This window comes from Brevibacillus borstelensis (assembly GCF_003710865.1).
GTDB lineage: Bacteria > Bacillota > Bacilli > Brevibacillales > Brevibacillaceae > Brevibacillus > Brevibacillus borstelensis.
On the sequence record NZ_RHHO01000008.1, the window covers coordinates 1 to 18,097 of the forward strand.

Below are 18,097 nucleotides of genomic sequence, written 5' to 3' on the forward strand. Positions count from 1 at the left end.
TCGACTTTCTCGACAGCCTGAGGCCCTTTAGGACAAGGGCCTATTAAACAAGGGCCAACTAGCAACGGTTCCATCAAGTCAACACGCTGGAGACAAGTAGCAGGAGAACAAGGAGAAAGAATGCAGCGAGAAAGGAATAGCCAAAGACTCTCAGCCATTTCGGCATGGAGCGCATATCCACTGGCTTTGGCGGTCCCCCTCCTTCTGCTGCCTGGGCCTGTTCCAGCAGCGGATTGACAGGCTGATCAGCTATCGGGGGATTGCCTGCAGGCTGACTCTCATGTATTTTGGTCTTTCCCGTCATCCAGACTCACTCCCTTAAAAAAAAGCTGGGGCAAACACCTCAGCTTTTTCTATTTTTCACTCCATTCGGCTTGAGCGGAAAATGCTCCATTTCTTCGCAGCTTTATTCCGACAACAGCCGATGTGCCGAGCAGGACAAAGGCGAGTATATATACGGAGCGGACACCGGCCAAATCGGCAAGTCCCCCCATGATCAGTACGGATAAACCAAACGTAACCGAGTCCAATGTTCCCTTGGCTGACAGTACGAGCGGCAGGGAAGCAGGCGGAGACGCTTCCTGCAGCATCGTTTGCTTGGCTACCTGCTGGAGCTGGTAAAAAGGGCCGAGGGCAAAGGACAAAAGAAGCGCACTCCACGCCCATGTGCCAAGACCGAACAAAAGCGTGATCAGCCCGGAGAACAGCGTGCCTGTCAGAACAGCAGCCAGGAGCCGCGTGCGCATGCGATCAGCGCAAGCCAGCACTACAGCTCCGCCAGCGACCGAGCCCAGCATGTAGGCAGCATTGATGTATCCCCACCACTCTTCGCCTCTCTCAAGTACCGTATGAACGTAAGGAAGCAGGATGGCGGCCATCCAGACGGCTCCTGCCAAGCCTTCCAGCACTTCCATCTGCACGAGCAGCCGCAGCGGCCGCTGATTTGTGATCAGACGCCAGCCAGTCGTCCAGGACTGGGCTGCGTTATCATGCTCTTGCACAGCGCCTTTCAACGCTTTGTCGGGGTTGTCGGGTGTGGTGGCGGTGGATTTGTCGACGCTTTTTCCAAGCGGCCAAACCGCAAGCGTAGCTGCCACATAGGCAAAAAACGTTCCCCACAGCACATGCGCATATCCGAGCATAGCCACCAGCAATCCGCCAGCCGCCCAACCGGCAAACTGCAGCGTCTGGTCAGAGGTCGCCATCAGTCCATTCGCCCTTACCAGGCCGTCGCGCGGCACCAATGACGGAACCATGGCATTTCGCGCAGGGGAAGCCCAGCCGTCCAAAAAGGCGTTGGCAAAGACAAAGCCAAAAACAAGGAGCAATTTTCCCGTACCGAGCTGCTGGTCCGCCGCACTTGCATAACTGAGAAACAACGCGAGCAGGCCGAGCAGTATCGTTTTCAACCCTTGCGAAGCAAGCAAGGCCCCAGCCAGCGTGACCCGCCTGAAGAACAGCGGCGCGAGCAATCCGCTGAGCGTTTGTGCCGCGACAAAGAGAATCGGGACAGCCCCCGTGTAAAGAGCCGATTGGGTCGAGACGTACACGGCTGATACGACTGCCACCACGTAAAATACATCGCCAAGATTGGCCAAAGACTGCCCGGAAAACAGCAGCCAATACCGTTTTGTGAACATGACAAATAAACCTCCTGTCGGTCTTCCAAACAAATTATGCTTTTGATAGCTTCTGTTTGGGTGAACAAGCCGACAAGAGGTTTACAATGGAGGAATACTCCTTTCACGAACAGTGTTATGTAAATCAATCTTACTTGATCAGGTCCCTTCCTGCAAGACTTCCTTTTTCCGGAAAAAGCTGAAGTATACCCAGCCTGCATTGATGAGCAAAAACGCACTGGTCATCCAGAAAACGCCGTTGATGCTCACGTAGCCCGCCATAAAGCCGCCGATCATCGGCCCCAGCATGCTTCCGATGCTGACAAAGCTGTTATTGTATCCGTAGACCCGGCTGACCATATGAGTCGGGGTGGCACGGCGGAGCAAGGCATTGACCGATGGGAGCAGTCCTCCGAGCGACAAGCCCAAAAGGAAGCGCAGCAGCACCAATTGCCATACGGCGGTGACAAAGCCTTGAGGGATGAACAACAGTCCGGCAACCAGCAAGCAGCCGAGAAGCACTTTTTGCGAGCCGAATCGGTCGCCAAAACGGCCCAAACGAGGAGCTGCCAGCACATTTGCCGTTCCCATCGCGGCTTGGACGATCCCCGCCCAGAGGGCTACGTTGCCCGCACTGCCCAAGAGAATACCGATGTAGACTGGCAGGATGGGGATGATGCTAAAGAGAGCAAACTGAATCATGACCGTCACAAAAAACAGAACAGGGAGCTTCTTGGATGAAAAAATCATGCGAAAATCATCGCGCAGACTGGTCCGCTCCTTTTCTTCCGGCGGAACGAACGTCTCTTTTACCGTAAAGGTGATCACGAGTGTAGCCAGTAAAAGCAGGGAGCCTGTAACGACAAATATCATCCGAAACCCGATACGTGGTTCCAAAAGCCCGCCAAACAGCGGACCCATGATGGACCCTGCTGTAATAAAGGATTGCAGAAGTCCCTGAGCCCAGCCAATCTGCTCCTTCGGCGTTGAAGAAGCGACGAGGGCGGTACTCGCCGGGATAATACCGCCAACCATCCCGTTCAACAGCCTGAGGCCAAGCAGCATCCACAGGGAGTTGGCAAAGCCAGTCGCTGCGATTATGATGGACATGAAATAGCCGGAGCGCAAAATCATGATTTTGCGCCCGTACTTGTCAGCCAGATTGCCCCAGATCGGAGAAACGAGACCAGCCGTCAAAAAGTTGGCGCCAAAAATGACTCCTGCCCAGGCAGTCACTTCATGAGGGTCTTCGACGCCAAAATCCTGTTGGATGTACAACGGCAAAAACGGCATGATCATGCTCATTCCCATCATCACGACAAAAAGAGCCCCGCACAGTACGTATAAGTTGCGTCGCCAAGATTCCATTGGCGCTTCCCCCCTCCTTCTTACAAGGCCGGCTGCTGCTCGCCGGGAGTGCCCAGATCCTGCACGTGCCACAGATTGTGATACACGCCTTTTTGCTCCAGCAGCTCTTCGTGGCGACCCTGTTCCACAATTCGTCCTTCTTTCATCACGACGATCTTGTCCGCGTGGGTGATCGTCGACAATCTGTGCGCCACAATGATTGTCGTCCGTCCATTAGTCAGGCGGGCGAGCGACTCCTGGATCATATGCTCCGACTCCAGATCGAGCGCCGAAGTCGCTTCATCCAGGATGAGAATGCCCGGGTCCCGCAAAAAGACGCGGGCTATCGCGATCCGCTGCTTTTGCCCCCCGGACAGCTTTACACCACGCTCGCCAAGCTCCGTGTCATAGCCCTCCGGCAGGTCCATGATAAAGTCATGCGCATTGGCAGCCTTGGCCGCTTCGATCACGGCTTCCTCCGTTGCATCCGGATTGCCCATCATGATATTTATGCGTGCCGATTCGCTGAACAAAATATTGTCCTGCAGCACCATGCCGATATGGCTGCGCAGGTTTTGCTGCTTGACGTCCCGAATGTCGACGCCGTCAACGGTAATGCGCCCTTCCGTCACATCCCAGAAGCGGGGCAGCAGGCTGATCAAGGAAGACTTGCCTCCCCCCGACATCCCGACGATGGCTACTGTTTCGCCAGGCCGAATCGTCAGGTTTATCTTTTCCAGCACCAGCGGCCCTTCATCCCGATAGCGAAACGAAACGTCTTCAAAGCGAACCTCCCCGCGAATTCTGCCTGTCTCCGGATTGACGGGGAGCACGCCAGCATCGGGTTTGTCTGTAATATCATAGGATTCATCAATAAATTCAAACATCCGGTCCATCGAAGCCACGGCTTGCGTCAATGTCGTCGAGGAGTTCACGAGACGGCGCAGCGGTGTATAGAGACGGTCCAGGTATGCGTAAAAAGCGACCAGTGTCCCGATCGACATCGTGCCGTTGATGACCTGATAGCCCGCATAAGAAATGACGAGCAGCGGGGCGATATCCGTAATCGTGTTGACAACGGCAAACGTATTTGCATTCCAGCGTGTCAGCGCCAGCGCCTTCTTCAGAAAATGATCGTTCTCTTTGGCAAACTGTTTGTTTTCATGCTCTTCGAGAGCAAAGCTCCGAATCATCGACATCCCGTTGATCCGCTCGTGCAGATGGCCTTGCAGATGAGCCAGCGCTGCCGATCTTTCCCGCGTCAACTGACGCAGCCTTTTGTAGAAATACTTGACGGAAAATCCGTACAGCGGGAAAACGAGGATGGACACTACCGTCAACTCCGCGTCCATGTAAATCATCACCCCGAGCGTCATCCCGATGGTGATCAGATCCAGCCACAGATTCATCAAGCCCGTATCGATAAAGCTCTTCGTCGACTCGACGTCGTTTATGACCCGCGAAATGACCTCGCCCGTCTTGTGATTGTTGTAATAGCGCATCGACAGTCGCTGCAGGTGATCAAACAGCTGGTTGCGGATGTCAAACAAAATGCGGCTGGACACCCATTGGGCAAAGTACTGACGATAGTATTCCACAGGGGCGCGGATTACAGTAAAAACGAGAAACGCTCCTGCCATCAGCCAAAACAGATGTGTCAGCTTTTCCGACTGGGGCATCGGACTGGGCAATAGATCGTCGATTACATACTTGATGATCAGCGGCAGGAGCAACGGTATGGAAAACTTGATGATGCCGATAAAAATCGTCCCGATAATTTGCTTGGCATACGGCTTTACATACTTCATGTAGCGACGGATACTCAAAGCCCGTTCCTCCTTTTACATGCTCCGTCTAATCGAAAACCTGCCGGATTTTATTTTTGCCATTCATAGAAAACCCGAAAGCAGGCCGCCAAACAAGGAAATCCCTCCCCCGTCAATCGGGAAAGGGATTATTCCTCGTCCTCACGCACCAAAAGGTAGCGCTCATACCAGCGTTGGACAAATCCGTTTTGAAAAGGGCCTCGTCTCAGACGCACCCATTCCAGCACCTCCCGCAATGCGCTTTGTACGCGCTCAACGACTACAGGCGGATAATTCATCTGCTTGCCGTGCAAGAGAAACTCCTCTTCGTCGAGAATCGTGTACGTCATATCGGGAAACACCTTTACGTCCAGATCGTAATCGATGTAGCTCAAGAGATTCCCCTTCAGGCTAAACGGGGAACCGATGTTGCAATAGTAGTAAATCCCATCGTCCCGAATCATGGCGATGGTATTAAACCACTGCCCGCGACCAAACGTGCAGATTGCCGGCTCACGTGTACGCCACTCCCGGCCGTCAGACTCTGTCACTTTTACTCGATCGTTGCCGCCAATCACTACTGCATCACTGGTGTGGATTAGTGTCGTCTTATCCCAGATGCGATGCAGGGAGTGGTCGTGTTTATAGCTTTCAATGCGGATAATGGAGCCCGGAGCTGGCGACATGACCCTCCCCTTTCTTCTCTTCTCTATCTGAATGGGGACAGCCTCCCTTAGGAAGAGAGCTTTTTGGAAAGTGTAACATATTTTTGCATCTCATAGCCAAGTGAATGATAAAAAGGAAGTACTTCAGGATTGCCTTGATTCACCATAATCAGGACGCGATTGACCCCACGCTGTTTGAAGCGCTTCTCGATCGCCTCCACCAGTTTCCGGCCTATACCTGCACCCTGCAAGCGGGGGAGAACTGCCAAACGGTAAAAATAAGCCCGTGTCCCGTCAATGGTACCGACAACCACACCGACCACTTCACCCTCTTTTTCTGCTACCATTACCAGATCGCTGTCCCATGCAAGCTGCTTGGCCAGATCATTCAGCGACTCTGCTTCTTGTTCCTCCAAACCGGTTTCTTGCCAAATGCGAGTAATTGCGGAATAGTCACCGAGCCGAAACGGACGAATCAGCATAAGTTGCCTCCTTCGATGCCTTCTTTTTCTATTGTACACCAAAAAGGACAAGTTTGTCTCCGTATGAAGATGCAAAAGAGGGGTGGAGGCTTGCTTGCCTTCCGATCCCCTCTGGCTTTTTTTGAATTATGTCAGCAGAGAAATGCCTCCATCGACAATCAGGGTTTGTCCCCGAACCATCGATGCTTTGTCGGAAAGAAGGAACATGACCGCATTGGCCAGGTCCTCCGGTTCCACGATCCGTCCCGCAGGCGTGCGCTTTGCAGAATCCGCGAGAAGTTCCTCCCGGTTAGGGAAATGGCGCAGCGCGTCCGTATCAACCGCACCGCCCGACACTGCGTTTACGACAATGTTGTGCGGCGCCAATTCTACTGCGAGATAGCGGGTGAGCGCCTCGACAGCCGCTTTGGATACGCCCACCGAAGTATAATTGTCCAGAACCCGGATCGAACCCAGGCTGGAAAGGCTGACGATCTTTCCGCCTTCGCCGGTCTTGATCATCAATTTCGCCGCTTCCTGGGCGCAGAACAGAAGCGCTTTGCTGTTGATATCCATCGTCCAGTCCCAGTGGCTCTCCTCCAGCTCCATCAAAGGACGCAGCACCCCGGAGGCTGCATTGTTCACAAATACATCGAGACGGCCAAATTCACGGTCGATTTCCGCAAACAGCTCTTTGATTTTTTCTACATCCCCGACATTGGCTTTGACCAAATGGACGCGAACCCCTTTTGCCTCCAGCTCTGCTGCCGCTTCCCGGGCGGCGGAACGGTTCCGCAAATAGTTCAAGACGAGATCATAGCCCTGTTCGGCGAGCTGCAATGCAATCGCTTTGCCGATCCCGCGCGTTCCCCCTGTCACCAGTGCCACCTTTTTTGTTGTATTCATAAGGTTACCCTCCTGCTACACCAACTATTAATATCAGGTACTAAATATTTCGTACTTATTATACATCTCCGCTTTGGCAATTGCCACCCGTCAAAAGACATAACGACAGAAGCCCGCTCCGTCCGGGATGGAAACGAGTCAGGTCAGCCATACTACGATAAGAACGGTTTGAGCGGAAAGGGGACTGTATTTCTATGTATATTGGCCGAGATTTGTCCGAATTAACGATGACATCGCTGGACGACTGGGAGTTGAATGAATTGCTTTACTACCACCACTCGATGTCGCAGTTGGCTGCCTATCTGAACGCAGAAGGAACCTCCATGCACGCCAAAATCATCAAAGAGCTGGAATCCCGAGGTCCTGTCGGCGGAGACGGCGGAGGCTGGGATCATTCTTCTGCCCCCATTTACGACTAAACGAAGGGAGGTCAGTTTCAGTGAAAACCAGGAACCGACAGCTCGGCGCCATTATTGCGATCGTCGCTTTCAGTCTCGCGGCAATGATCGGCTTGATTTTCATGTTTTGGGTCTAAACCTGGGGCCCGTGCAGCAGCTAAAGCTTTTCGGCTGGCAGCAAGCAGAAAAGGCCGAGGAATCCCCGGCCCTGCATCTTTTTTATGTCTGAAAGCGGGCGACCTGCTCCTGCAGATGAGCCGCCATTTTCTCCAGTTCCACCGCAGACGAGGCGATTTCCTCCATGGATGCGAGCTGTTCCTCCGCTGCTGCAGACACGCTTTGTGTACCCTCCGAGCTGAGTAGAGACAGCTCCGCTATACTGCGAATGGATTCGCTTACCTGACGGGTACGGGCGGACATGCGCTGGGTCGCTTCGGAAACCTCGCCGATTTGTTTTGCTACTTCCCCGACAGATATACGGATTTGGTCAAAGGACTGTCCAGCAATGGAAACCTTCTCGATCCCGGCAGTCACCTCTTCACGGCTTCGCTTCATCACTTCGACGGCTGTTTGCGTCTCTGACTGGATTGACTGGATCAGCATGGCGATTTGCTGGGCGGAATCCGACGACTGTTCCGCCAGTTTGCGGACCTCATCAGCCACGACTGAAAAACCGCGTCCAGACTCGCCTGCCCGTGCCGCCTCAATCGCAGCGTTCAAGGCGAGCAGGTTCGTTTGCTTGGCAATATTGGCGATCAGCTCCACGATGCTGCCGATTGCCTGGGAACGGCCGCCCAAGCTCTGTATCACTTCAGCCAAGTCCTGAATGCTTTGATTGGAGGCTTTCATCTGCAGAACAGCTTCCTGAACCGATTGATCGCCCTCGCTGGCAAGCCGGGCTGTTTGCCGGGCGGCAGAGGACACCTGGCTCGCATAGCTGGCAATTTGGTCGATCCCTTGTGCAAGCTGCTCCGAAGCTTCCGAGCTTTTCTGTGTGTGCTGCACCTGCTGGTCCCCTCCGACGGCCATCTCCTGGATCGTCGTGGCGATCTGCTCCGTTGCCTTGCTCGTCTGGTCTGCACTGGCTGACAGCTCCTCTGCAGACGAAGCCAATTGCTCTACCGAATGTTTGATCGTGGCAAGCAATGTTCGCAACGATTGCGCCATGTGGTTAAAACTGTGGCCAAGCTTGCCGAATTCGTCTTCGGCTTCAACGGTTACCTGCTGGGAAATGTCTCCCTGACCCATGCGTTCTGCTGCTGCAGTCAAGCGCTTGAGTGCGCCAAGCATCCTTCTTAAAATGACAAAGACGAGCACGCTCCCGAGAGCCAGCGCCATTGCCGTAATCCACAGCGTCTTCTGGAAAATCGGGCTGGCTACCCGATCGGCCTCTGCCTGATACATCAGCCCCATCAGCTTCCAGCCAGTTTGACGGTTCGTCACATAAACAGCACCTGCCGACTCACCAGCGTCGGCAAGATCAAACCGCCCCGTCTCTTCCGCATACAAGGAGTCCATCCACGGCTCCTTGTTTTCCTCCTCTGGCTTGAGTGAAGGATGGACGAGAATGCGGCGGGCTTTGTCATAAATGGCGACGTATCCCGTCTCGCCGATCTTCGCTTGCTTGACAGTCCCCTCCAAAGTACCGAGGTGCAAATCCATCCCGATTACACCCGAGCGGTCTGTCAGAGCCTGTGCAATACCGACGACGATGCTGCCTGATGCCGCATCTACATACGGATCGATGATAATCGGCTCATTCGGATTTGCCATGGCCGCCTGATACCAGGGCCTCGTTCGCGGATCGTATCCATCCGGCAGCTTCGTATCCGATCCCATCAGCATAATGCCGGTCTTTGTCCCGATGTATATCTCGCCCACCTCCTTATGGGTGGAAAGAAAGCTTTTTAATCGTTGCTTCAGAGCGGCAAGCTGGCCGGGTGCCAGTTGACTTTCCCCTGTTGTCTCGGCAAAGAAATGAATCGACTGCTCTTGTGCGGTAAGCATTCGCTCAAGCAGCTCGTCAACCAGCCGCACGTTTTCGTGAGCTGCGCTCAGCAGCTGCTCTGCGAGCTGTTCCTTTGCGCTCTGATACGATAGCAGTCCCAGTACGAGTGTCGGGATCATCAGTATCGCTGCAAATGTCGCTATCAATTTCGTTCTGACCGATGTCTTCCTCTTCCGCAATGGCGAACGCCCCTTTGTCTCTTTTGTCCTCTTCTATCTACCCTTTTCGTTGAAATGAAAAACTGGATAAAAATACTAATTACCTCCATATATTTTGTAAGCATATATAAAAAATTTGATCTGACTGAAATTGCTGAATTTGTTGTCAGAATTTATTTTCTTTTATTTTTTCGGCAAAAAGTCCTTTACAATGAGAAAAATTTGCCATATTCTAAGAGTACGATTTTTATCAACCATTTTAAGGAAGGAGGCAAACAACATGATGATGGTAACTATCGCAGCACTCGATCTAGCATTGGTTTCCAAAACTTCATATGACAGCGCCTCCTGGACGAACGAATTGTAGCATTGTAAGAACTGCCTTTCTTACTCATACCCTATTCGTTGCATACCAGACCGCAGGCGTTGTAGCTTGTGGTCTTTTTGATTCCCATTTTCTTCGTTACAAAGACCGTAGGCCCTGGCCCGCGGTCTTTTTATATCCATTTTCCCCTTGAGAGGAGGTGATTCGAGATGGTAGTCAACTTTTTGTTCTTCACGATCAAAATCGAGCGTAACAACGCTGCACAGCGCATGGCTGAGTACAACTGTGAACGCTACTTGCAAGAACGCGCAGACGCGCAAGCGATGCAAGCTGCCCAGTACCCTGATTTTGCGATTCGCGGGTAAGACTTTGAAAGGATAACCAAGGAGGGATGTCAGATGAGAAATAAAATTCGCCGTCAGAAAATGAGATTCACAGGAGTCAAATCGATAGAAGGCGGCTGACTGACTATATTCGTCCCTGTAGGAGGGGTAGCACCATGTATATTCCAATGATTTTCTTCAGCATTATCATCGAGAAGCGTGTATTGTCTCCAGAGGAAGTCGAGGCGCGTTACCAGCAGGAGCAATTCATCCGGGAATGGGAAGAGAAGCGCTTGCTTCAGGCGGCCCAGTTCCCTGAATACTGCCGCTGGTAAGCCATAAATAGCGAAAAAAAGCGACCATCAGCGGTCGCTTTTTAGCTTTTCCACAATTTTTTGATGGGCAACAGGGAGCGCGAGGGACGAGATCTCTTCCAGGGTAACAAAACGGGCATCGGAAGGGAGCTCCCCTCCGTCAATCCAGTCGCAAAGCCATACCTCCATGTTCCAATGCAGATGCGAGAACGTATGCTGCACCTCCATCAATGGCTCAAGCACCTCCGCATCCTGGCCAAAACGGCTGCTCAAGCCATCCAGCAGTGTTTGCTGCTTGACTGACGGCGTGTCTGCATCGGTTTCCACCATCGGAAACTGCCACATCCCGGCAAGCAGCCCCTGCTCCGGCCGCCTGTTCATCAATACGCGATCCCCGCGCCGGACAACGGCTACCTGCAGATTGACGGGGCGCGGCGGTTTCGCCTTGCCTTTTACCGGCAGTTCTTCCTGGACGCCTTCGCGACGGGCCAGACAGTAATCAAACACCGGGCACGTCAAGCACTGCGGAGTCCTCGGCACACACACAAGCGCGCCCAGCTCCATTAGCGCCTGATTGAAATCTCCCGCTCTGCCTTCGGGTATGACCTGTCTGACGAGATGCTCGACTTTTATCCGCGTTGCCGGTTTGGCAATGTCATCGGTCATGAGCAGCAGACGCGAAAAAACGCGCATGACATTGCCGTCCACGGCCGGCTCCGGTTTTTCGTAGGCGATACTGAGAATCGCGCCCGCCGTATACGGACCGATTCCTTTCAGTGTCGCGATTTCTTCGGGCTTGTCCGGCACGACGCCGCCGTAGCGGGTCTTGACCTCCCGGGCAGCGCTTTGCAAATTGCGGGCACGCGAGTAATACCCCAGCCCTTCCCATGCCTTCAGCACCTCTTCCTCAGGTGCGTCGGCCAAAGCCTCTACGGTCGGGAACTTTTCCATAAAGTTTTGGTAATACGGTTTTACCGTTTCGACTCTCGTTTGCTGCAGCATGATTTCCGAAACCCAGATCCGGTACGGGTCCCGATTGATTCGCCAGGGGAGATCACGCTTCTGGCCGTCGTACCAGGCCAACAGATCGCGTGAGAATCCAAAAACATGAAATTCCTCGGGTAGTGTATACGTCAATGCTTTTTTTTGCTTTCCTGCCATACTTGTCTGCACAAACTCCTTTTCTCACGCCAATTGGACAGGCTGAAACGCCCATACGTGCAATTTGGCTGCCCCTCCCGCTATACAGGCGCAGAAGTCCTGATCGGCAAGTCGCCATGCTTTTATCGCTTCGTATTGTTCGACACTCTCTACATGAAAGGCTTCGACGTACAATCCGGGCTGGTCATATCCTTCCCAGCAGCGGTATTCACGCGCTCCCTTCTCGCCGATTCTGTCCGGTATTTCTGCCAATAGGCGAAGATACTGGTCGCGCATGGATTCTTCGATTTTGTATTCGATGAAAACGATGAGCACGTTGCCCCTCTCCTTTCCGGTCCCTTTCATCATACCTGCCCATTTCCAAAGGAACAAGGATACTTTTTTTCAGCCGAAAAGGGAATTTTCCCATCTAACACGCTATAATAACTGATAAGAAACCTCAATGGAGGCACTCTCAAGATGCGCTACCGCGTTTGATGCGGCAACATATTTTTGCCCGAACGAAAAGGAGGGAGCATCCGCACCTCATGGATACTGCAACGCACTTTGCAATGGGCTTCGGCTTGGCCGGTCTCGCCCATCTTGATCCTGTCGTGGCTTCGACACCGGGATTGGCAGAGGCGGTCATGATCGGAACCGTCATCGGTTCACAAGCACCTGACTTGGATGGATTCACCCGTATTCGAGGAAGTGCCGCTTACATCCGCCACCACCGTGGAGTCTCTCACTCCATTCCGGCGCTGTCTATCTGGACAGCCGCGGTCTTCGCCCTCGTGCAGGCCATTTCCCCGCAAGTTCATTGGCTGCACCTGCTCGGCTGGATTTTTGTCGCTGTCTGTCTCCACGTATTCGTCGATCTGTTTAACGCCTACGGAACAAAAGGGTTGTATCCGTTTCACAACAAGTGGATCGCCTGGAATGTCATTTTTATTTTCGATCCGTTTATCTTCGCCGCCCATGTGACCGGCCTGATGCTGTGGGGCGCGGGGGCTGATCCGGGACATGTTTTCTTATGGGTGTATCTGTCGCTTATTCCGTATTACTTCTGGCGCTGGCAAGTGAACAAACGAACGACCGAAGCGGTTCGCGCATACATCGGCAAAGCGGGAACCTACACAGTCATTCCTACGCTCTCCTGGAATCAGTGGACGTTTGTCGTCCAGACAAATCAGCATTGGTACGTCGGGGAAGTCCACGGCGGCGAGGTCAGTATCCTGGATGTTTTCACCATCAAGCCGGAGAATGAACTGATTGCCGTCGCCAAGACTGACAAGAAGGTACAGGCGTTTCTTTCCTTTGTGCGTCATGCGCATGTCGAGACCAGAAAGCAGCCGTTTGGCTACGAAGTAAGATGGTTTGATCTGCGTTATCGGGCCAGGTATTCCGGAAAAAGCCATTATATGTTCGTAGCCGTGGTCTATTTGGATAACGATATGAATATCCGCGACTCGTTCGTGGGCTGGATTCATCGCGGGGAAGAGCAGCTTGCCAAAAAGCTCGATCCGGACAAAGAAATTCAAATGGGATAATCGTCAAGCAAAGCGCTTGCTCTCGGGCAGGCGCTTTTTATTTGCCCAATCTGACCCGATGCAAAAAGAATAAATTGACCCTTTCCGAAAGGTCAGAATCCTCCTATCATGGACGTACATCCTACATCGAACGGAGGAGATCCTTTGTTTCCCATCCGCTATTCCAAACGCACAGTTACTGATCAAGACCAAATCGATGCCTTTCTCACGCAAGCCAGGATCGGCCACCTCGGTCTGACTGACGGAGAAGAGCCTTATGTCGTTCCGCTGAATTTTAGCTGGCTAAACGGCAATATCTACTTTCACGGAGCAGATTCCGGCAGAAAAGTCGAGATGATCGCCAAAAACGCCCGCGTCTGTTTTAGCGTTTGCGACGAATACGGAACGATCGCTGATCCGGTGCCGGCTCTCACCGACACAGCCTACATGAGTGCCATGGTTTTCGGCAAGGTGGAGCGGGTCGAGGAGCCGGAAGAAATGCGCGATGCCCTGCAAGCCATGCTGGACAAATACGTTCCCGGCTACTACCCGGAGCCGCTTTCCTTGCAGCATGTAGTGAAGTACCGCTCTTCGATGGGAAGCGTCGCAGCCGTTTTTCGGATCAAACCCGATGCGATCACCGCGAAAGGAAATCCGCTGCCGGAGAAGAATGCCTTTTATCCCGGCCGTACCCGGCAGATGGATGTGTAAACAACACCTCTACATCAAAAAGACACGTCTGATCCCCGCGGGCCGCGACCTGTAAGCTCGGTCGCCGCACACTGCAGGACAGCGTGTCTTTTTTGTCATTCATAAACATCTATCGCGTAGGGCGATTCATCCATTACCGTACCGGCAAGTCAGCAGGGGCGCTCATTCCGGTAGCAATCGCCAACCGGTTCCAGGAGTTGATCGTGTTGATAGCCATCAGCAGGGAGACGGTTTCCTCCTCGCTGAAATGCTTCTGTACGTTCTGGAACACCGCTTCCGGAACGCCCTCTTTTGCGATCAGCGTAACGGCTTCCGTCAGAGCCAGTGCCGCCCGCTCTGCTTCGGTGTACACATCCGCTTCTCTCCAGGCATTGAGCAGATAGAGGCGCTGCTCAGTCTCGCCGTTTTCTCTCGCTTCACGAGTGTGCATGTCAAGGCAGTATGCGCAGCCGTTCAACTGGGACGCCCGCGTTTTCACCAGCTCCAGAAGCTTGTGGTCCAACCCGCTGCTGCGGACGAATTTCTCCATTTGCAGCATTGTTTGGAAAGCCTGGGGATTTGCCTTGCGATATTCCATTCTCGGTTTCATTGCCATCGATCCTCTCTCTTGTGATTTCTCGTTCGTACTTGAAACGAGAAACCCCTCGAGTTTGTGACCGGTTTTTCGAGATTTTTTTATTTCGCCCCAAATTTCCAGATGACATGGCTGAGGCTGCCATAGCGAAAGCTGATATGCTCCCTGGCTGCCGTTCGGTCTTCATCGGCAGCGCCCATCGCATAGAGCAGGGGAACGAAATGCTCGCTTCCGTGCAAAGGAACAGCCTGCCGGGCATACGGAGCAAGCGTATCGTAGCGGAACAAGGACTCCAGATCCCAAGCCTCGATCCTGTCCCGCAGCCATTCTTCAAACGCAACGGCCCACTCGTCTCCCTCCTCCGTATCGGAGCGCATACTCATGTAGGCAAAATTGTGTACCGTTCCTCCGCTGCCGATGATCAAGACACCGTCCTCGCGGAAAGCTTGCAGGGCTTTGCCAATCGCATACTGCTCTTCCGCTGAAAGCTGCGGATTGACCGAGAGCGAGACGACTGGAATATCTGCTTCCGGGTACATCATCCGCAAGACGACCCATGCCCCGTGATCCAGCCCGCGGACCGGCTCGGCCGTTGCCGGAATGTTATTCTCTGCGAAAATGCGCAATGCCTCGGCAGCCAGAGCGGGATCGCCTTTGGCCGGGTACTGAATTTCATACAGCTCACGAGGAAAGCCGCCAAAATCGTGGATGGTAGCGTTGAGCTTTGTCGTCCCGACAGCCTGAACGCGGCTCTCCCAGTGGGCGGAAAAAATCAGGATGGCCCTCGGACGAGGCAGTTCCTCTGCCAGCTGCTTCAGTGCTTCCGTATATTGATTCCGCTCAATCGCAAGCAGCGGCGCTCCATGAGCGAGGAAAAGCGATGGCATTTTCATGGTGCAAGACACCTTCCTTTTGTACACTTAATTACCTTTAGTAAGTATTATATCTCATTCCTTCCATACTTTCTATCCTTTCCTTTGCAGGCCGCTCTCCGACAGAGACCAAGTGTCAAATCGATCAACTGTCCCGGCATGTTTGATTTGCTTTTCTATTCCACGATGACGATCATCCCTGCGGTCGCCTGTACGGGGTAGGATTCGGCGACAGGCCCGTCGAAAGAAACCTCCACCCTGGTTCCCTCCCGCAAGTCATCCAATGTCGCCGGCACGAGCGAATCCCCTTGCTTTTTCAGCAGCTCCGGCGACTTTCGGAGAGAGACAGAGGCTTTATCATAGGGCGTTTTGCCGCTTTGGGAATCCGCCTCAACCATGATCGCGACAATCCCGGTCGGCTGAGCCGGATCGATACCATTGGGAGTGTCCTTGCTCGATACAGACGCGCTCGGATCTGCTGATTGATCCGGCTGCCCCCCGATCGGTCCGGTGATGACAGCGGTGACGGTTCCTGCGATGTCGATTTGCTTTTCTGCCTGCGGCGACTCGCCTGGCAGCATTTTGCCCGCAGCAACCACTGAACCCACCACCAGCAATAGCCCCAGCGCAATCCCTACCTGCTTCAACATTTTATCCACGGTGATCAACCACCCTTTTCGCTTATTTTTTCTATTCCTATGGCTAAGACGATGGCAGTTGACGTTTCGTTGCGAAGGCGAGGAAACAAACAAAAAAGGCATGCCGGTTTGTCCGACATGCCTTTTGTTCGTAAGCAGCAATGCTATCGCGTTGATTTCCGCTTAGCGGGCAGCTTCAAAGCGCTTGCTGACTTCGTCCCAGTTTACAACGTTCCAGAATGCACCGATGTAATCAGGGCGTTTGTTTTGATACTTCAGGTAGTAAGCATGCTCCCAAACGTCCAGACCGAGGATTGGCGTTTTGCCTTCCATGATCGGGCTGTCTTGGTTTGGAGTGGAGGTGATGGCCAATTTGCCGCCATCTACGATCAGCCATGCCCAACCGGAACCGAAACGGGTAGTTGCCGCTTTCGCGAATTCAGCTTTGAAGTTGTCAAAGCTGCCGAATGCTGCGTTGATCGCATCTGCCAGTGCTCCAGCAGGTGCTCCGCCGCCGTTCGGGCTCAGGATTTGCCAGAACAGAGCGTGGTTCGCATGACCGCCGCCGTTGTTGCGCACAGCAGTGCGGATCGCTTCTGGCAATGCATCCAGGTTGCTGATCAGCTCTTCTACAGATTTCGCTTGCAGGTCAGCGTGGCCTTCCAATGCAGCGTTCAGGTTGTTTACATAAGTAGCATGGTGGCGTCCGTGGTGGATCTCCATGGTTTGCGCGTCGATGTGAGGCTCCAACGCATTGTGTGCGTAAGGCAGTTCAGGAAGTTGATGTGCCATGATAACATTCCTCCTCAATGGTATGTAGTTCAAGCTCGCTTTTTATTATAATGCAAACCGCTCACTTTTACAACAAATCGGTATGCTAAGTATCGTAATCTTCAAAATCCCCCTATATCAGTAAATAGTATCTTGCAATGTACAAAAGCCGTGCTAGACTTGGATTATTCATGAACCCAATTCAACAAGCAAGGTGATCTTCTATGGACTTGGACTTATCAACGATTCTGTTTCTTGCCTTTTTTGGTTTTGTCGCTGCCTTTATCGACAGTACCGTGGGCGGTGGAGGCTTAATTTCGCTCCCTGCACTGCTTGGGCTTGGCATTCCGCCGTATTTGGCTTTGGGAACAAACAAGCTGGCAGGCACCATCTCCTCGGCCACCAGCTCCGTCACCTTTATTCGCATGGGTAAATTTGACAAGAAACTGATGGCGATCCTGTTCCCCGTTTCGCTTGTGGGCGCCTATTTCGGGGCGAAAACAGTACTGTTTGTCCCGCAAGAATTTCTCAAGGTGCTGGTCATCATCATGATGGCCGCAATTTTTGTCTATACCCTGCTGAACAAGCGGTTTGGCGAAAACACCACGTTTAAGGGATACACCAAGTTTACGCTCGGTCTGGGGATTCCGGTCACGTTTTTGATCGGCTTTTACGACGGCTTTTTCGGACCCGGCACCGGATCGTTTTTCGTCTTTCTGATGGTTCTTCTCTTTGGCTATGATTTTGTCATAGCCGCCGGCAATGGGCGCATCCTGAACCTGGCCAGCAACATCGCGGCTCTGCTGGTCTTTATGCTGGAGGGCAAAGTGATTTTCATTACCGGGCTGACCATGGGTGTGGCGATGCTCCTGGGGGCCACGCTGGGTGCCCGTGTTGCGATCAAAACAGGTGTGCGCTACGTTCGTCCCTTGTTTTTGCTGGTGTCCATCACCTTGATTACCAAGATGGTCTATGAGTTGTTCTTTACAAGCTGAAAAATGGATAGGGCAGCCGAGAAATCTCTGGCTGCTCTATCCATTTTTTGTACTGCGTATGCTCCTGTCAGCTCTTTTACGGCTACTCATTTTTCCCCTTGCGCTGCTTTAGGCGCAAGATGATGCCGTCAATCAACAAACCAAGCCCCGCTCCGTAAAAAGGAAAAGCAAAGCGAACTCCTTCACTGATCGGAAGCCCTTTTAAATAAACAACGACGACGCCGACAATGAAGCCGATCATCGTATAACGCAGACGGGTCGGACCCATGTCGACATCCCCTTTGCCAATTACTTGCCAAACTTTTTAGGCATCTTCATGTTTTTCATGTTGCGGCTCATTTGCTTCAGTTGTTTTTGATTCAGGTTAACGCCCATGGAACGAGCCATCGCTTGTAATTGTTTGTCATCCATCTGCATATTTTCCACCTGCTTGCGCAGATAGTACGTGCCGCCGAAAAATCCTCCGGCAAGGCCGATAATCAATGTCACGATCGGGATTACCCAGTTGTACCAAGCCATCAATACATTACCATCCTCT

General features: G+C 52.8%; 22 protein-coding genes. 6 read left to right on the forward strand and 16 right to left on the reverse strand.

Annotated elements, in window-relative coordinates:
• Window positions 1-73: 73 nt before the first annotated feature.
• The 7 genes from EDM54_RS03790 to fabL all read right to left on the reverse strand — a co-directional run bounded on the left by EDM54_RS03790 (window position 74) and on the right by fabL (window position 6,803).
• A complete protein-coding gene (locus tag EDM54_RS03790) occupies window positions 74-304 on the reverse strand; it encodes a hypothetical protein (RefSeq protein WP_003391591.1) in 231 nt (76 codons plus the stop codon).
• A 49-nt stretch (window positions 305-353) separates the two neighbouring features.
• On the reverse strand, window positions 354-1,640 hold the full coding sequence (locus tag EDM54_RS03795; protein ID WP_122957787.1) for an MFS transporter: 1,287 nt from the start codon (window positions 1,638-1,640) through the stop codon (window positions 354-356).
• A gap of 138 nt (window positions 1,641-1,778) precedes the next feature.
• Window positions 1,779-2,987: an MFS transporter gene (locus EDM54_RS03800; RefSeq protein ID WP_003391587.1), complete on the reverse strand. Its 1,209-nt coding sequence runs from the start codon at window positions 2,985-2,987 to the stop codon at window positions 1,779-1,781.
• Between the two features lie 20 nt (window positions 2,988-3,007).
• Entirely contained in the window at window positions 3,008-4,792 is a 1,785-nt protein-coding gene (locus EDM54_RS03805) for an ABC transporter ATP-binding protein (RefSeq protein ID WP_024984698.1), read from the reverse strand.
• A 128-nt stretch (window positions 4,793-4,920) separates the two neighbouring features.
• Complete coding sequence (locus EDM54_RS03810) at window positions 4,921-5,457, reverse strand: DUF402 domain-containing protein (protein ID WP_003391584.1); 537 nt, start codon at window positions 5,455-5,457, stop codon at window positions 4,921-4,923.
• Between the two features lie 47 nt (window positions 5,458-5,504).
• Window positions 5,505-5,918: a GNAT family N-acetyltransferase gene (locus EDM54_RS03815; protein WP_003391582.1), complete on the reverse strand. Its 414-nt coding sequence runs from the start codon at window positions 5,916-5,918 to the stop codon at window positions 5,505-5,507.
• Window positions 5,919-6,044: 126 nt separating this feature from the next.
• Window positions 6,045-6,803, reverse strand: coding sequence for an enoyl-[acyl-carrier-protein] reductase FabL (fabL, locus tag EDM54_RS03820; protein ID WP_024984700.1), 759 nt, complete (start codon window positions 6,801-6,803; stop codon window positions 6,045-6,047).
• Between the two features lie 194 nt (window positions 6,804-6,997).
• Here fabL and yfhS point away from each other — a divergent pair, with 194 nt between their 5' ends.
• Window positions 6,998-7,222 carry a mother cell protein YfhS gene (yfhS, locus tag EDM54_RS03825; protein ID WP_003391578.1) on the forward strand — a complete coding sequence of 75 codons (225 nt, stop codon included), beginning with the start codon at window positions 6,998-7,000 and terminating at the stop codon, window positions 7,220-7,222.
• Window positions 7,223-7,420: 198 nt separating this feature from the next.
• On the opposite strand, the gene EDM54_RS03830 is transcribed toward yfhS, so the two are convergent.
• The gene (locus EDM54_RS03830) at window positions 7,421-9,388 is read right to left on the reverse strand and encodes a methyl-accepting chemotaxis protein (protein WP_122957788.1); all 1,968 of its coding nucleotides are present in this window, start codon (window positions 9,386-9,388) and stop codon (window positions 7,421-7,423) included.
• A 513-nt stretch (window positions 9,389-9,901) separates the two neighbouring features.
• Between EDM54_RS03830 and EDM54_RS26365 the strand changes: the two genes are divergently transcribed.
• On the forward strand, window positions 9,902-10,057 hold the full coding sequence (locus EDM54_RS26365) for a hypothetical protein (protein ID WP_170208397.1): 156 nt from the start codon (window positions 9,902-9,904) through the stop codon (window positions 10,055-10,057).
• A 134-nt stretch (window positions 10,058-10,191) separates the two neighbouring features.
• Window positions 10,192-10,350, forward strand: a complete 159-nt coding sequence (locus EDM54_RS03835) for a YrzI family small protein (RefSeq protein ID WP_003391572.1) — start codon at window positions 10,192-10,194, stop codon at window positions 10,348-10,350.
• A 27-nt stretch (window positions 10,351-10,377) separates the two neighbouring features.
• On the opposite strand, the gene mutY is transcribed toward EDM54_RS03835, so the two are convergent.
• Together mutY and EDM54_RS03845 are read right to left on the reverse strand one after the other, a co-directional pair.
• Window positions 10,378-11,490, reverse strand: coding sequence for an A/G-specific adenine glycosylase (gene mutY, locus EDM54_RS03840; RefSeq protein ID WP_122957789.1), 1,113 nt, complete (start codon window positions 11,488-11,490; stop codon window positions 10,378-10,380).
• A gap of 24 nt (window positions 11,491-11,514) precedes the next feature.
• A complete protein-coding gene (locus tag EDM54_RS03845) occupies window positions 11,515-11,805 on the reverse strand; it encodes an MFS transporter (RefSeq protein WP_122957812.1) in 291 nt (96 codons plus the stop codon).
• A gap of 212 nt (window positions 11,806-12,017) precedes the next feature.
• Between EDM54_RS03845 and EDM54_RS03850 the strand changes: the two genes are divergently transcribed.
• Together EDM54_RS03850 and EDM54_RS03855 are read left to right on the forward strand one after the other, a co-directional pair.
• Window positions 12,018-13,019 (forward strand): metal-dependent hydrolase, encoded by a 1,002-nt coding sequence (locus EDM54_RS03850; RefSeq protein WP_003391566.1) that lies wholly within the window; start codon window positions 12,018-12,020, stop codon window positions 13,017-13,019.
• Between the two features lie 144 nt (window positions 13,020-13,163).
• Window positions 13,164-13,709: a pyridoxamine 5'-phosphate oxidase family protein gene (locus EDM54_RS03855; protein ID WP_003391564.1), complete on the forward strand. Its 546-nt coding sequence runs from the start codon at window positions 13,164-13,166 to the stop codon at window positions 13,707-13,709.
• 133 nt (window positions 13,710-13,842) lie between these two features.
• Here the strand turns inward: EDM54_RS03855 and EDM54_RS03860 are convergent, their stop codons facing one another.
• The 4 genes from EDM54_RS03860 to EDM54_RS03875 form a co-directional block, all read right to left on the reverse strand.
• Window positions 13,843-14,304, reverse strand: a complete 462-nt coding sequence (locus tag EDM54_RS03860) for a carboxymuconolactone decarboxylase family protein (protein ID WP_003391562.1) — start codon at window positions 14,302-14,304, stop codon at window positions 13,843-13,845.
• A gap of 80 nt (window positions 14,305-14,384) precedes the next feature.
• Complete coding sequence (locus EDM54_RS03865; protein WP_122957790.1) at window positions 14,385-15,176, reverse strand: dioxygenase family protein; 792 nt, start codon at window positions 15,174-15,176, stop codon at window positions 14,385-14,387.
• A gap of 155 nt (window positions 15,177-15,331) precedes the next feature.
• Entirely contained in the window at window positions 15,332-15,805 is a 474-nt protein-coding gene (locus EDM54_RS03870) for a DUF3221 domain-containing protein (RefSeq protein WP_255320350.1), read from the reverse strand.
• Between the two features lie 171 nt (window positions 15,806-15,976).
• On the reverse strand, window positions 15,977-16,585 hold the full coding sequence (locus EDM54_RS03875) for a superoxide dismutase (protein ID WP_003391556.1): 609 nt from the start codon (window positions 16,583-16,585) through the stop codon (window positions 15,977-15,979).
• Between the two features lie 203 nt (window positions 16,586-16,788).
• On the opposite strand from EDM54_RS03875, the gene EDM54_RS03880 reads away from it, so the two are divergent.
• On the forward strand, window positions 16,789-17,559 hold the full coding sequence (locus EDM54_RS03880; protein WP_003391553.1) for a TSUP family transporter: 771 nt from the start codon (window positions 16,789-16,791) through the stop codon (window positions 17,557-17,559).
• A gap of 82 nt (window positions 17,560-17,641) precedes the next feature.
• Here EDM54_RS03880 and EDM54_RS03885 read toward each other — a convergent pair whose 3' ends face one another.
• Window positions 17,642-17,827: a hypothetical protein gene (locus EDM54_RS03885; RefSeq protein WP_003391551.1), complete on the reverse strand. Its 186-nt coding sequence runs from the start codon at window positions 17,825-17,827 to the stop codon at window positions 17,642-17,644.
• 20 nt (window positions 17,828-17,847) lie between these two features.
• Window positions 17,848-18,078 carry a YneF family protein gene (locus EDM54_RS03890; RefSeq protein ID WP_003391547.1) on the reverse strand — a complete coding sequence of 77 codons (231 nt, stop codon included), beginning with the start codon at window positions 18,076-18,078 and terminating at the stop codon, window positions 17,848-17,850.
• Window positions 18,079-18,097 lie beyond the last annotated feature (19 nt).